Genomic DNA, 15797 nt, shown 5'->3' on the forward strand with positions numbered 1-15797 from the left:
ACCCTTCGCGAACAGCGGACTCCTTGATCGGTGTTCGATATTCAGGACTGTCAAGACGACCGAATCGGCCCGCTCCGCGCACATTCGATGATCGCACTGTTGACGCGGCCCCATGGGCACCGGAACATGATTTGGGTCGGCAAGCGGTTGCTGTCCATGGGGATGTCCCCGTGGGGCTCCCCGGTTTTGGCGTGGCCGCGTCCGGCATTCTTGTTCATTTCCTATGTGGGAGGAGGCTGATTCTGATGTCGGAAAAGGACTTCATGGGAACGCGCGACAACGAGCAGGACACCACGAAGTGGTAGTCCCGTTTTAGCGGTGTGGAACAAGAGGCGAAAAGGCCGCCCGTACACTCCAGTACGGGCGGCCCCCACATGCGAAAGGGAGATGCCGGTGGTCGGCAACCTGCCATCCACGACCGTGGACCTGCCGCCCGAGTTCTTGAAGGTGGACGGCTCGGACGACGCCCGCTACTGGGAGTCGGTCCAGTCCGTGGTGGACCTCGCCGACCGCCGCGGCCGGGACGCCAAGGGCATTCCGCTGCTGGTCGCGCTGGCCGTGCGGCACCCGGAGTGGCCGGTGCGGGCCGCCGCGCTGCGGCTGCTGGCGGAGCGGCACCGGGCGGACCCGGCAGCCGCCGCGGCGATCGCCGGCGGCACCCACGACCCGGTCGACTGGGTCGCGTTCACCTCGCTGCGGCTGATCACCGAACACCGCGTGCGGGCGGCGGTGCCCGATCTGATCCGGATATCCGGCTGGCCGAGCAATTTCACGCGGGAGGACTTCTCCCGCAAACCTGTGGGATGCGGCGCGGCCTTCACCAAGCGGGCGCTGCTCACCATCTTCGGCACCCGTGATCCCCAGGAGCTGCGGCGCCTTGAGGACGAGTTCTTCACGGACATGCGGGCACGGATACGCACGCACGCGACGCGCCCGCGCAGGACCGAGGGCGCGGTTCTCGTACCGGGTGGTCCTTTTATTGTCGGGAACGCGTCCGCGCAGAGCGGGCCTTTCCGCATGACCCAGGACGACAATCCGCTGCGGGCGGTCGACCTGCCCGCCTACTGGATCGACCGGACGACGGTCACCAATGCGCGGTACGCCGAGTTCCTGGCGGAGGCCGGGGAAAGCGGTGTGTTCGACCACCCGGACCAGCCGGAGGACGGCAGGAATCACCGTCCGGCACACGCCCACGACCCCCGGTTCAACGCACCGGAAATGCCCCAGGTCGGAATCGACTGGTACGACGCGTGGGCCTTCGCGAATTGGGCGGGCGGCTCGCTGCCGAGCGAGCTCCAGTGGGAGAAGGCGGCGCGCGGGACGGACGGCCGGACCTACCCGTGGGGCGACGCCTGGGATCCGGAACGGGTGCACTACGTCGAGCGCTCCTACGGGCGGCAGGTGGCCGACCTGGACGAGTTGGAGGCGCTGTTGGTCACCACTACCCACGACGACACCCCGGCACACCCCGTCCTGCCCGCCGACAGCCTGCCGCGCGGGGCCAGTCCGTACGGCGTGCTCCAGATGTCCGGGAACGTCTGGGAGCTGACCCGGACCAACTTCTACACCGGCGAGGACATGGACCCCTTCTTCAAGGGCCGCCACCCGATGGAGTTCATGAACCGCAAGGACGCCTTCCACGTGCTGCGCGGCGGCACCTGGACCTCGCCGCCCGCCTGTCTGACGACCTACTACCGGGGCAAGGACCTGATCACCGATCTGCACAACGAGGTCGGGTTCCGCTGCGTGTACGACGCGGAATGAGAGGACCATCCATGCGGCTCACCTCCCTCGGCCACGCGGCCGTCCTCGTCGAGACCGGGGGCCGGCGCATCCTCTTCGACCCCTGGCTCACCCAGCGCCTGGACCGCTTCTGGGAGCACCACCCGGCCCTGCCGGACACCCTGGGGGAGCTCCTGGACGGCGGCGTCGACCACATCGTGCTCAGCCACCACCACTTCGACCACCACCACTTCCCTTCCCTGACGCGGCTGTTGGAGGACGGCGAGGTCGACTTCGACGACAGCCCGCACCGGGCCGCCGAGACCGAGTGCGTCTTCCCGGTCGGCGACCGCGTCCCGCCCCGCTTCACCGCGTCGGGCCTCGGCCACCAGGCGATCGGCTGGACGCTGCGCAGGCTCGGCTTCGAGCGGCTGACGCCGGTCACCCCGGGCGAGACCGTGCGGCTGGGGGAGGACGTGGTGCTGCGCACCTTCGTCTCCGACGTGCCGTTCCCCGAGATGAGCGTGCTGGTCGAGACCGCCGGGGCGTCGGTGCTGCTCTGCGGGGACTCGATCCTGCACGAGTCGACCGTGCGCCACTTCACCGGCCCCGACGCCCGCCCGCCGGACGTGGCGTTCGTGCCCGCGCACAGCGTCTCGCCTCCCGGGGTCCTCACCGAGCGCCGCCCGCTGGGCGACCACGCGGCGGTCCGGGCCCGGGCGGTCGCCAACTTCGACCGGTACGTGCACGCCCTCGGCGCCCGGGTCACCGTCCCCTCCTCCTTCGGCTGGAAGGTCAGCGGGGAGGGGGAGCGGGACTACGGCTGGTGCAACCGCACCATCTTCCCGTTCACCCCCTGGGAGGCGCTCGCCCGGCTGCGCGAGCTGGGCCGCGAGGGGCTGCTGTGGGGGCCGGGACAGGTCATCGAGGTCGCGGACGGCAAGGTCGAGCAGTACAACGGGCCGCACGCGCCGGACGGTTACGACTTCGAGGCGGTGTACGCGGAGGTCACCCTGGACCCGGCCGCCGAGGTGCCCCCCTTCGACCCGGCGCACGACCGGGCGGGCCGCCAGAACCGGTCCTCGCAGCGGCTGCTCACCGAGGTGATGGACCTCCTGGTGGGCTCCGACTTCTGGTACCGGGCGCTGGACAGCGGCGCCACCCACACCTTCTCGCTCCACGACGACGGCGGCTCCACCCACAGCTATCTGCTGGAGCCGGTGAGCGGCCGGATCAGCCACCTCGGGCCGGGCCCGGCCCGCGACCACCTCAGCCAGGACAACGGCTACACCGAGATCGCCGCGAGCACCCTCCAGGCGCTGCTGGACAGCGAGTTGCTCTTCGGCAGCTCCTACGGGCTGTGGGCGAGCAACAGCGGTCTGCTCTCGGCCGTCTTCCACCACCCCGCCTTCTACACGCGCCGGGTCGACCGGGCGCTGAGCCGGGAGACCGGTGGACGGGCGCCCGTATGAGCGAGGCGCTGGGGACGCGGGTCCTGGTCGAGCACACCAGCGCGTGTCTGCGCGACAACCCGCTGGGCGACCCGGCCACCCGCCGGATAGAGGTCCTGCTGCCGCCGGGGTACGACGAGGGGCGGCGCTACCCGGTGGTGCACTGGCTGCCCGGGTTCGGCGCGTACCCGTCGCTGACCGGGCGCCCGCTGGCGTTCGGCGAGGCCCCGGCGGACCGGGTCCACCGGGCGATGGCGCGCGGCACCGTCCCGGCCGCGCTGATCGTGGTGCCGGACGCCACCACCGCGTACGGCGGCTCCCAGTACCTGGACGCGCCCGCCTGCGGTCGCTACCTCGGCCAGCTGGCGGAGGTGGTGGCCGAGGTCGACCGGCGCTTCCCGACCCTGGCCGAGCCCCGCTGGCGGGCGGTGGGCGGGAAGTCGAGCGGCGGGTACGGGGCGCTGGTGGCGGCGATGCGCACCGATCTGTTCGGCGCGGTCCTGGCGCACACGCCGGACGCCGGGTTCGAGCACAGCTATCTGCCGCTGCTGCCCGGCGTCCTGGACACCCTGGAGGCGGCGGGCGGGGTCGAACGGCTGCTGGCCCAGCGGGAGTCGGGCCCGCACGACACCCCGTTCATGGTCGCGATGAGCCTGCTGGCGATGGGCATGTGCTACGCCGACGAGCCCGGCACCACGCCCGCCGAGGCGCTGCCGTGCGACCCGCGCACCGGCCTCTTCCGGCCGGCGGTGTGGGAGCGCTGGCTGCGCCACGACCCGGTGCGCCTCTCCCCCGCGCACGCCGGCCGGCTGCGCGCGCTGCGGCTGCTCTACCTGGACACCGGCAGGCGCGACGACTACCACATGCACTGGGGCGTACGGGCGTTGCACGCGGTGTGGCGCGAGCACGGCATCGCGCACGAGTACCAGGAGCACGGCGGCGGCCACCACGGCATCGAGCACCGGTTCCTGACCTCGCTCGCCCTGCTCGGGCGGGTGTGGGACGAGCCGGAACGGGGGGAGTGAGATGTGCGGGATCGCGGGTTTCATCAGCCTGGACGGGCCGCGCGAGAGGCCGTGGCTGGCCGCGCTGGGCGCCACCCTGACCGGCGCGCTGCACCACCGGGGCGAGCGGGCCGCCGCGCCCTGGGTGGCGCCGGACGCCACGGTGATGCTGGCCTGCGTACGGCTCGCGGTGCGCGACCGCTCGGCCGCCGGGGACCAGCCGATGACCTCGCCGGACGGGCGCACGACGCTGGTGAGCAACGGCGAGGTGTACGCCTCGCGGGCGCCCCGGCCCGAGCCGTGGCCGCGCCGGACGCACTGCGACACCGAGTTCGCCCTCCAGCAGCTGGCCGGGACGGCGGAGCCCGCACCCGTACTCGCCGCCCTGGACGGGATGTTCGCACTGGCCTGGCACGACGGCGCCACCGCCACCACCACGCTGGCCCGCGACCACTTCGGGATCAAACCGCTGGTGTACTGCGAGGTGGCGGGCGGGGTGCTGTTCGCCTCCGAGCCCGCCGCACTGCTCGCCACCGGGCTGATCGCGCCCGAGGTGGACCCGGCCGAGTTCGTGCTGCGGTCGTGGGTGCGGATGGACGCGGCCGACGAGCGGACCTGGCTGCGCGGGGTGCGCGCGCTGCGGCCCGCCGAGTACCTGGTGGCGGGGGGCGGCCGGGTGCGCACCGGCCGCTACTGGCGGCCGGAGCCGGGCGACGAGCCGGTGGGCGCCGAGGAGATCCGGGCCGCCTTCGACCGGGCGGTCGACCTGCGGTCGGTGGCCGACGTGGAGCGGGCCGCGGTGCTCAGCGGCGGCGTCGACAGCTCGGCCGTCTTCGCCGCCCTGCACGCCCGGGGGGTGGTGCCCCGGCCGTACGTGGTGCGGTACGAGGAGGGCGCGGGCGGCTCCGACAGCGACGTGACGCACGCCCGGCTGGTCGCCGCCCGCCACGGGGTGGCGCTCACCGAGGTCGACCTGGACCGCCGGGACGCGGTGAAGCTGGTCCCGGAGGTGGCCGGGCGGCTGAACCGGCCGCTGCTGCACGGCGCGGAGCTCGCGATGTACCAGCTGTACGAGCGGATCGCCGCCGAGGGGCAGGTCGTCGTCTACTCCGGCCACGGCGCCGACGAGATGTGGGGCTACCAGGACGGCGGCTACTTCCCGGTGGTCGCCCCGGACGCCCCCGCCCATCTGCACGGCCGCCACTACCTCACCCACCGCCTCTACCCCGACGAGCGCCCGCTGTGGGGGGAGCTGGTGACCTGGCTGGCCGGGGAGCTCGGCGTGGACATGGCCGGGGTGCGCGAGCAGGTGTGGGAGCGGGTGCTCGACGAGTACCGGGCGCTGGACACCCTCGACCCGGTCAAGCGGGGCCGCCACCACCTGATGCGCCGCTTCCTCGTCTACGTCAACGACATGGTCGACCTGACCTCCGCCGCGTACACCCTGGAGGACCGGCCGGTCTTCCAGGACGTCACCCTCGCCGAGCTGGCCTTCCGCTGCCCCGAGCACCTCAAGAGCACCGGGGAGCCCGGCAGCCACAAGGACCTGCTGAAGGAGGCGCTGGGCGGGCTGCTGCCGCCGTCCGTGGTCCGGCGCCGCAAACAGGGCTTCCCCTCCCCCGCCGACCCGTCGTACCGCGCGGCGCTGCGCACGCTGGCGGACGAGCAGGGCATGCCCTTCGGGCTCCCGGAGCCGCCCGCGCCGCTGCGCGACGCCCTCGGCACCGGTGAACTCATGTATCTCGCATCCGCCTCCGCCTGGCTCACCCGGACAGGGAAGTAGGACACATCACCATGGGCACCAACGAACACTGGCAGTGGCGGACCGTGGCCGACCCGGCCGCCCTGGAGGACGTACCGCCGCGCCTGGCGCCCCAAGAGGCCCAGGAGTGGTGCAACTTCACGCTGTGGCACCCGGCGGAGCTGCCCGCCGGATGCGACCGCGCCGAGGGCACCCTGCGCAAGGAGGCGCCGCCCGGACGCACCGGCCAGGACAGCGGGCGCACGCCCTGGTCCGAGGCCAACCCGGCCGCGTACCGCACCGAGATCGGCGGCGGCGGACGGCGGCTGCGGCTCAAGCAGTTCCTGTACGACTGGGCGTTCCCGGCGGCCGACCACCCCGCCCTGTGGGGCAGCGAGACGCTCCCCTTCCCGATCGGGGCGGACCGGGTGGTGTGGCTGGGCACCGACTACCTGGGGCATGCGGCGGCCTCGGCGCGGATGAGCCGGACCACCGTGGAACTGTCGGTCCTGGAGGGCGAGTTCACCGGCGAGGAGCTGGTGGCGCTCTACCGCTCGCTGCGGCCCGCCGTGCCGGGGGCGGCGGCGCGGGTGGTGGCCACCCCGTTCGCCGCGCTCAGCTACTGGGCGCGCCACCACGAGGTGGCCATGGTGTCGGTGCCGACCGGCCTGTTCGCCTTCCACCGGCGCACCCCGCCGCACGAGGGCGACTGGGTGGCGCCGGAGCGGCTCGCCGGCTTCCTGGCCGCCCAGCACCTGCCCGCCGCGCTCGGCGGTCTGCCCGCCGACAGCGCGGCCGTCTTCGCCGACGCCGCCGGTGCGCGCGAACTGGAGGTGATCTACACCTCCGGGGGCGGCGACGAGCTGCGGCTGACCCTCCAGCGGCCGGGCGGCGGCCGGATGCCGTTCCCGCCGCAGCGCGAGAAGCACCCGGGGCACGCGAAGGAGATCGGCCTCGACGGGCAGCCGGTGTACCTCGCGTACGTGGACGCCGGGGTCGGCCCGTTCGACGCGATGTGGCACGACCCGGCGGCCGGGGTCCAGGCGCGGCTGCTCAGCAGCGCCCGCACCGGCTGGGACAAGGCGTTCGCGCTGGCCCGGGTCCGCGAACTGCTGGCCGCCGCGCCGCTGAGCGGGGCGGGGTCCGTGCTGTGACCCCGGGGGCCGGCACGGAACGGGAGCTGTACGACCCGGCGACCGGCGAGGTGCACGCCCGCCTCGCCGACAGCACCGCCGAGGAGTGCGCCGCCGCGGTGGACGCCGCCGCGCGCGCCTTCGACGGCTGGCAGGACGCCGGGCCGCGCCACCGCGCCGGGTGCCTGCGCGCCCTGGCCGCGCTGGTGCGCGCGCACGGCGCCGACTTCGTCGAGCTGGAGCGGGTCGGCGCGGGCAAGCCGGTCGCGCGGATCGGCGGCGAGGTCGACTTCGCGGTACGGGCGCTGGAGTGGTTCGCCGAGCAGGCGCTGCGGCCCTGGGGCGAGGTCCACCCCTCGGGGCCGGGCACCCGCGCCTACACCGACCGGGTGGCGCTCGGGGTGTGCGCGGCGATCGTGCCGTCCAACTACCCGCTGCTGATGGCCGCCTGGAAGGTGGGCGGCGCGCTCGCGTACGGCAACACGGCCGTCGTCAAGCCCGCCCCCGAGACCCCGCTGAGCGTACGGCTGCTGGTGGAGCTGGGGCGGCGGGTGCTGCCCGAGGGGGTGCTGGGCGCGGTGTACGGGGGCGCGGCGGCGGGGCGGCTGCTGTGCGCGCTGCCCGGGGTCGCCGCCGTCTCCTTCACCGGGTCCACGGCGGCGGGCCGCGAGGTGGCCGCGCACTGCGCCCCGGGCCTCAAGCGCGTCTCGCTGGAGCTGGGCGGCAAGAACCCGCTGGTGGTCTTCCCCGACGCGGACCTGGAGGCGGCGGCGGCCTCGGCGGTGGAGGCGTTCACCGGGAACTCGGGCCAGATGTGCGTCGGCGCCTCCCGGCTGATCGTCCACGAGAGCGTGCGCGGCGACTTCGTCCGCGAGGTGGCGGCCCGCGCCTTCGCCCGCCGCGTCGGCCCGACCGCCGACCCGCGCACCGAACTGGGCCCGCTGATCAGCGCGCGGGCCGTGGAGCGGGTGGCGTCGGCGGTCGGGGAGGCGGTGGACAAGGGCGTCACCGCGCTGCTGCCGCCGGGGCGGCGGGAGGTGCGGCCGGAGCCGTCCGGGCCGCACGGCGGCGGGTTCTATGTGAGCCCGGTGGTCCTGGACGAGGTGCCGGGCGAGCTGCGGGCCTGGCGCGAGGAGCTGTTCGGGCCGGTCCTCGCGGTGCGCGGGTTCCGTACCGAGCGGGAGGCGCTGGAGCTGGCGCACGACACCGAGTACGGCCTCTCGGCGTCGGTGTGGACGGCGGACGGCGGGCGCGTGGAGCGGTTCGCGCGGCGGCTGCGGGCCGGGATGCTCTGGTTCAACACCTGGGGCGACACGGACGAGCACATCAGCGTCGGGGGGATCGGCCACAGCGGTTACGGCCGGGAGCTCGGGGTGCACGCGGCCGAGCAGTACACCCAGACCCGGGCGGTGTGGCTCGCCCACCCCGCCGCGCCCGGGGAGGGGCCGTGACCCCGCTCCTGGACTTCCGCAGCGACACCCGCACCGCCCCGGACCGGGCGATGCGGGCCGCGATGGCGGGCGCCGAGGTCGGCGACGACGCGTACGGGGACGATCCGCGCGTGCTGGAGCTGGAGGCGGCGGGGGCGCGGCTGCTGGGCAAGGAGGCGGCGCTGTTCCTGCCGAGCAGCACCATGGCCAACCTGGTCGCGGTGCTGGCCGCCGCGCCCGCCCCCGGCACCCGGCTGCTGACCGGCGCCGAGACGCATCTGGCGCGCATGGAGGGCGAGGGGGTGCGCCGCTTCGCCCGGGTGGAGCTGGTCGAGCTGGCCCAGCGCGACGACGGCGCCCCCGAACCGGCCGCGCTGGCGGGCGCGTTGCGGGCGGGCGCCGGACGGCCCGGGGTGCTCTCGCTGGAGAACACCTGCATGCTGCACCACGGCAACGCGCTCGCCCCGGCCGACCTGGCGCCGCTCGTGGAGCTCGGCCGGGCGCACGGCTGCCCCGTCCATCTGGACGGCGCCCGGCTCGCCAACGCGGCCGTGGCGCTCGGCCTGCCGGTGGCGGAGCTGGCGGCACCGGCGGACAGCGTGACGTTCTGCCTGGCCAAGGGGCTGGGCGCGCCCGTGGGGTCGCTGCTGTGCGCGGACGCGGACTTCGTGGCGCGGGCGCGGGAGCTGCGGCTCCAGCTGGGCGGCACCATGCACCAGTCGGGCGTCCTCGCGGCGGCGGCGCTCGAAGGGCTGGAGCGGCTGGACCGGCTGGCCGAGGACCACGCGGTGGCCGCGGCGCTGGCCGAGGGCCTGGCGTCGGTGCCCGGGGCGCGGGTGCCGAGGCCGCCGCGCCGCACCAACATCGTGACCGTGAAGCTGGCCGGGGTCGACGCCGGTGACCTGCACGAACGGCTGGCGGACCGGGGGGTGCTCGTCCTGCCTCTGCCGGACGGGAACGTACGGTTCGTGGTGCATCGCGAACACCGGCCGCAGGCGGTTCCGCTGGTGGTGCGCGCGCTTGCGGAAGCGGCGATCCAGTAGGACTATTCGCCCATTCAGTGATGACTCGCGGTGTTCTCCTCATATAAGTGCATATCAGCTCGTACGCGATGTGATTCTGGCGCCCGTATCTCCCCCCGGTGTGTCTGAGGAGCAGGTGTGCGGCAGCGATTCCTCCGGCTCGGCCTGTCCCTGGCCGTGGTCGTCTCGGCGGTGCTGAGCAGTGTCGGCGCCCTCGGCCCCGGCGCGAAACGGGCCGACGACGCCGATGTCGGCATCGTCAAGAAGGTCACCGGGGCGACCATGCCCCTGGAGCCCGGCGGCGTCTTCACGTACAGCCTCACGGCGTCGTGCTCCTCGCTGACCACCTCGTGCGTGAACGCGGTCATCGAGGACGTGCTGCCCGCCGAGTTCGAGATCACCTCGCTGCCCAAGACCACCGACGGGCGGGTGGTGACGTACGACGCGGGCAGCCGGAAGCTGACGATCCGCTTCACCGAGTCGCTCACCAGCCCGGCCGGGGCCGCCGGGCTGCCCGCCGGGGTGAACCGCAACGTCGTCATCGGGATGCGGGTGCCCGTCGAGACGACGCTGGCGGACGGGGCCACCGTCCCCAACTCCGCCACCATCGACGCCGACAACGCGGCCAAGGCGTCCGACAGCGCCGACGTCACCGTCCGCATCCCGCGCGAGGTGCGCCCGGCCACCACCAAGAAGTGGACGGACGGCTCGGCGGTCGCCCAGTCCGGCGAGGAGTCGCTGATCACCCTCGGGGTGCGCAACGGCTCCTCCACCTCCGCCGAGGTCACCCGGCTCGCCGTCACCGACACCACGCCCGCCGTCTTCGACGACTTCGACGTGGTCGGGATCGGGCCGGTGGAGCGGTTCCCGGCCGGGGCCGACCGGGTGCGGGTCCTGGTGTGCACCAAACCGGTCGGATCGCCGTGCGCGGACGGGGAGTTCACGGCGGGCGCCGAGGGGCCCGGACCCGGGGTGGCGCTGCCCAAGGGGGTCGATCCCGCGAAGGTGACCGGGGTGCGGTTCGAGTTCACCTCGGCCTCGGGGGCCAGGCTCCCCTACGACGCCACCGGCGGCTCGGTCGGGCTGCGCCTCAAACTGCGCGACACCGTGCGCTCCACCGGTGCGCCGCTGGCGCCGACCACCCGCGAGCGGATCGACAACTGCGCCGCCACGACCGCCCGCGACACCGTCTCGGGCGCGGTCACCGGCCCCCGGGCCTGCGCCTCCTTCGACATCCTGCCCAACATCGCGACCGTGCAGGGGACCAAGAGCTACTTCTCCGACACCGACGGGAACTACACGGCCGACGGCACCGCCGTCCTCGGCACCGATCCACCGGTCTCGATGGTGCTCGGCGCCCGCAACACCTCCTCCTTCCCCGTCGCCACGCTCACCATCACCGAGCCCTCGACGACGGCGGTCAGCGAGTTCGACAAGTTCGACGCGGCCAAGGCGCGCGTGGAGTTCCCCGCCGGGGCCACCTCCGCCACCGTCACGGTGGTCTGCCGCGACGGCTCCAAGCCGGCGCCCGTCCAGCTCACCCAGCCGCCCGCGCGGCACGACCTGCCCGCCACCGGCTGTCCGGCGGGCAGCCCGCCGCGCCAGGTGTCGGTCACCTTCCGGGGCACCGACGCCAAGGGCAGCGGCACCATCGCCACCAACGCCCAGGGCAAGCTGTCCCTGCACGGCGTCCTCAACAAGAAGGCCACCGCGCAGGACGCCGAGGACGGCGTCGACAACTGCGCGGACGTGGCCGCCACCAACCCGGTGGACGGGGCGGGCGCCGGGGCCGGGACCGCCTGCGAGGCGCTGCGCCCGCAGAACCCGCGCACCGACATCCGCGGCTCCAAGACCGTCGACCAGAGCGAACTGCCGCCGGGCACCCCGGTGACCTTCACCCTCGACGTGGCCAACGCGGGCACCACCCCGATGGTCCGGCCCGCGATCACCGACCCGGCCGACCCGACCGCCGCGAACAACCCCTTCGACACCGTCCGCCTGACCCGGCTCTCGCTGCGCTACCGCTATCCGTCGGGGCTGCCGGTGCTGCTGGAGGTCCACGACCCGGCGGCCGGGGCGTGGGTCGCGTACAAGGAGGGCGACACCGCGCTGCTCACCCGGGCCAAGGGGGTGCGCGCCCGGCTCGCCGAGGGCAGTCTGCCGCCGCAGAACGGGCGGATCATCGTCGACGTCGAGGTGGTGCGGCGCGACGGCGTCGCGGACGGCGTCTCCTTCCACAACTGCGCGCAGATCACCTCCGACGGAAAGCCCGTCGGCGGCGGCTACTGCACCGCCGAGGAGAACGTCACCAGGCCCGCGAGCGCGGCCGGTTCGGTGCAGAAGACCATCGCGCCCTCCACCGTCTCGCGCAGCCTGCCCGGGGTGCCGCGCCAGGAGCCGGACGTGCGCGTCCGCGCCGAGAACACCGGCAACGTCAACCTCAGACAGCTGGTCGTCACCGACGTCGACCCGGACTTCTACGACGCCGTCGACTTCGTGCGGCTGACCGGGGTCACCTTCCCGCCGGGCGCCGACCGGGTACGGGTCGACGCCTGCACCACCGGCTGCGCCGCCACCCCGCCGGTCTTCGTCCAGGGCGAGGCCACCGGCTCCACCACGCCCGGCCTGCCCGCCGGGGTGAACGCCGCCGACGTGCGCGGACTGCGCTGGACCTTCACCAGCTCCTCCGGCGGCCACGCGCTGACCCCGGGCCCGGCCCGGCAGCCCGGCGCCTGCCCGGTGACCGTCTGCTTCAAGGTCGCGGCCCGCCAGTTCCTGCGCTCGGCCCCGGCCACCGAGATCCCCGAGGAGCTGAGCGACACCGCGGGCGCGGCCGGCGAGTCGCCGCTCCAGCAGCCGGGCCGGCTCTTCGACTTCGGGGAGAGCGAGGCCACCCTCCACGTCCGCCAGGGCAGCGCCCAGCTGGACGTCTCCAAGACCCCGGACTCGCGCATCGGCCCCGGCGAGACCGCCCCGTTCACCCTGACCGTGCGCAACACCGGCACCGGCCCGGTCCCCGGCCTGGTCGTCGCCGACCCGGTCCCGGAGCTGCTGCGCTTCGACGAGGCGTACGCCGGTGACCGCGGCCTGCCGTTCAAGGTCACCGCCACCGTCCCGGCGGGCACGCCGCAGCCGCCCGACCCGGTGTACGAGCCGACGCGCGCCCCCGACGGGCGGGTGACCGCGCTGCGCTGGCGCTGGCCGTCCTGGACGATGCTGCCCGGCGCCGAAATCAAGATCACGTTCCAGGTGAAGCCGGCCCCCGGCGTCCCCGGCGACTCGGTCGCGCAGAACGAGTTCGGCGCGGGCTCCGAGACCCGCCAGGACCTGACGTGCCTGCTCAACTCGGCCCGCGACGGGCAGGTGGTGGACGGCGAGGCGTACGGCAAGGGCCGCTACTGCACCTCGCGCGCCGAGATCACCACGCTCGCGGGCACCGCCTTCGAGGCCACCAAGTGGGTCGCGGGCAACGCCGACCTGGCCTTCTACAACACGGTGAGCCGCGGCTACGTGCCGCTGGACTCGCCCGGCTGCCCGGTCCTCAAGCAGGACGGCCGCACCTACACCCAGTTCCCCTGCACCGCGCTGGTCCAGCCCGGTGAGCACTTCGACTACCTGATCCGGGCGGTGAACTCGGGCACCGACCCGACCACCGAGATCCGGCTGCTCGACGTCTTCCCGTACCAGGGGGACACCGGAGTCCTGCTCGGCAACCAGCAGCGCGGCACCGAGTGGAACCCGCGCCCCCACCTCGCCGGACCGCCCACCCTGGTCGGCACCGGCACCCTCACCACCCGGTACGCCACCGCCGCCAACCCCTGCTCCGACCTGATCGCCACCCCGCGACGGGACTGCGCGCACGCCGAGTGGGGCGCGGCGTTCACGGCGGAGGCGTCCGGCGCGGAGCTGCGGATCGGCTTCCCCGAGCACCTGGCGCCGGGCGGCGAGGTGTTCGTCCGGCTGCCGATGGCCGCACCGGTCGACCTGGACCGGCCCGGCGACCCGGCGATCGCCTGGAACTCCTTCGCGCACTCCGAGACCGTGCTGCGCGGCGGCCGGCCCGAGGTGCTGCCGACCACCGAGCCGCCCAAGGTCGGGGTGGGGATGCGGTTCGGCAACCTGCGCGTCGACAAGGTCGCCGAGAACCCGCCGGACGGAGTGACGCTCGGCCCGTACACCCTCGCCTACCGCTGCGCGGTGACGCCGACGGGCGGGCGGCCGGTGACCGTGCGCGAAGGCACCTTCGAGGTCACCCTCTACACGCCGATGGCCCTGATCGGGGTCCCGGCCGGGGCGCGCTGCAAGGTGTGGGAGACCGACTCGGCGGGCGCGCACAGCTCCAGCCTGGGCGAGGCCAACGCCTCCGAGGTCACCATCACCCCGGCCACCCCCGACGAGGAGGGCCAGCACGTCACCATCACCAACACGTACACCAACGCCTCGCTGAAGGTCCGCAAGGCGGTCACCGGGCCCGCGGCGGCCGAGGTCGGCAAGGGGCCGTTCACGGTCCGGGTCGACTGCTCCTTCAACGGGAACCGGCTGACCGGCTTCCCCAAGGACCTCGTCTTCGCGGGCGGCGGCGAGCAGTCCGTGACCGATCTGCCGGGCGGCGCCCGCTGCACGGCCACCGAGCCGGGCACCGGCGGCGCCACCTCGGTCGCCGTCGCCGCGACCGGGTCCAGCGACAAGGCGGTCGCGGTCATCGGGTCGGTGCCGGACGAGACGGCCGGGCTGACCGTCACCAACCGGTTCGCCACCGGGTCGCTGAAGATCGTCAAGAAGATCCAGGGCAGCGGCGCCGCGTTCGCCGACCGCACCTTCCGCTTCCGGGTGGCCTGCGCCTTCAACGGCCGCAAGGACGCGGTGATCCGTACGGCCACGGCCAAGGCGCCCCGGCTCACCGCCGTCCTCGACGACCTGCCGGTGGGCGCGGAGTGCACGGTGACCGAGGCCGACCCGGCGGGCGCGGACGCGACCCCGCCGCCGGTGGGCCCGGTGACCATCGCCGAGGGCGCCCCGGCCACGGTGGCCGTCGACGTCACCAACACCTTCTCCACCGGGCGCCTCACCCTGGTCAAGCAGGTGTCCGGGGCGCCCGACGACGCCCCGTACGCCAAGGAGTTCGTCTTCCGGGTCACCTGTGTCCGCGAGGGCGAGAGCCCGGACGGGGACCCGCTGGTGGCCTTCGTCATCCGCAAGCGGTACACGCTCGCGGCGGGCCAGTCGCTCGACATCGACACCCCGCTGCCCGTCGGCGCCCGCTGCTGGGCCGAGGAGATGGCCGACGGCGGCGCCACCGCCACGGCCGTGGACCACGGCAGCCACGCGACGGCCGCGGTCGTCACCAAGGACCGGCCGCATGTGACGATCACCGCCCGGAACACCTATGACACCGGCACCCTGAAGCTGGTCAAGAAGGTCACCGGCACGGCCGCCGCGTTCGGCGCGGACCGCACCTACGCGCTGCTGCTGACCTGCACGGTCGAGACCGCCAAGGGGCAGCCGCTGACCGTGGTGGACCGCCGCCGGTACGAGATCACCGGCTCCGGCGAGCGGACCGTCGACGACCTCGGCTTCCCGCTGCCCAAGGGCGCCAGGTGCTGGGCCGAGGAGGCCGTCGACGGCGGCGCCACCTCCGCCTCGGTCGACCACGACGGGCCCGGCCGGGCGGTGGTGATCGGCGGCGGCGAGGACGACGACGTCACCATCACGGCCACCAACGTCTTCGACGCGGCCGAACTGACCGTGGCCAAGCGGGTGGTGGGCACGGCGGGTGCCGGGAAGGGCCCGTTCACCTTCACCGTGGCCTGCGCGACGCGCTCCGCCGACGGCACCTCCTCGCCGCTCGAACTCCCCGAGGAGGACCGGAAGTTCACCCTGGACGCGGGCGGCAGCCGGAAGATCGCGGTGCTGAAGGGCGCGGTCTGCACGGTCAAGGAGACCGACGCGCCCGCCGGGGCCAAGGTGACGGTCGCCGACAGCGACGGCGAGGCGGACGGCGTCGTCCGGGTCACCGGCCCCTCGGAGGTGACGTACACCAACGACTACGGCGACACCCCGCCCGAGCCGACGCCCCCCACCCCGCACCCCTCCCCCTCGCACCCGGAGCTCCCGCCGACCGGCGTCGGCGACGTGCTGTGGCTGCTGGTTCCGGCGCTGGGAGCGGTGGCGCTGGCGGTCGGGCTCGGCGCGGCCGGGCTGCGGCGCAGATCGAGGGGAGCGCACCGGTAGGCCCCGGACCGGACCTGCCCGCCGCCCGGCGGCGGGCCGTCCGCGACCGGTGACGCGGCTGCC

General features: G+C 74.3%; 8 protein-coding genes. All 8 read left to right on the top strand.

Annotated features, from left to right (window positions below; genetic code table 11):
- Positions 1-393 precede the first annotated feature (393 nt).
- Positions 394-1764, top strand: coding sequence for a formylglycine-generating enzyme family protein (locus AB5J87_RS17080; RefSeq protein WP_369377580.1), 1371 nt, complete (start codon positions 394-396; stop codon positions 1762-1764).
- A gap of 11 nt (positions 1765-1775) precedes the next feature.
- Complete coding sequence (locus tag AB5J87_RS17085; protein WP_369377581.1) at positions 1776-3194, top strand: MBL fold metallo-hydrolase; 1419 nt, start codon at positions 1776-1778, stop codon at positions 3192-3194.
- Complete coding sequence (locus AB5J87_RS17090; protein ID WP_369377582.1) at positions 3191-4198, top strand: alpha/beta hydrolase-fold protein; 1008 nt, start codon at positions 3191-3193, stop codon at positions 4196-4198. The genes AB5J87_RS17085 and AB5J87_RS17090 overlap by 4 nt, the downstream gene beginning before the upstream one ends.
- Position 4199: 1 nt before the next feature.
- The gene (locus AB5J87_RS17095) at positions 4200-5960 is read left to right on the top strand and encodes an asparagine synthetase B (RefSeq protein WP_369377584.1); all 1761 of its coding nucleotides are present in this window, start codon (positions 4200-4202) and stop codon (positions 5958-5960) included.
- Positions 5961-5971: 11 nt separating this feature from the next.
- A complete protein-coding gene (locus AB5J87_RS17100) occupies positions 5972-7072 on the top strand; it encodes a hypothetical protein (RefSeq protein ID WP_369377585.1) in 1101 nt (366 codons plus the stop codon).
- Positions 7069-8502, top strand: coding sequence for an aldehyde dehydrogenase (locus AB5J87_RS17105; protein WP_369377587.1), 1434 nt, complete (start codon positions 7069-7071; stop codon positions 8500-8502). The genes AB5J87_RS17100 and AB5J87_RS17105 overlap by 4 nt, the downstream gene beginning before the upstream one ends.
- The gene (locus tag AB5J87_RS17110; protein ID WP_369377588.1) at positions 8499-9524 is read left to right on the top strand and encodes a low specificity L-threonine aldolase; all 1026 of its coding nucleotides are present in this window, start codon (positions 8499-8501) and stop codon (positions 9522-9524) included. Before AB5J87_RS17105 ends, AB5J87_RS17110 begins: the two co-directional genes overlap by 4 nt.
- Before the next feature lie 117 nt (positions 9525-9641).
- Entirely contained in the window at positions 9642-15734 is a 6093-nt protein-coding gene (locus AB5J87_RS17115; RefSeq protein ID WP_369377589.1) for a DUF5979 domain-containing protein, read from the top strand.
- Positions 15735-15797: the final 63 nt, after the last annotated feature.

The organism is Streptomyces sp. cg36 (assembly GCF_041080675.1).
In the GTDB taxonomy this organism is placed as follows: Bacteria; Actinomycetota; Actinomycetes; order Streptomycetales; family Streptomycetaceae; genus Streptomyces.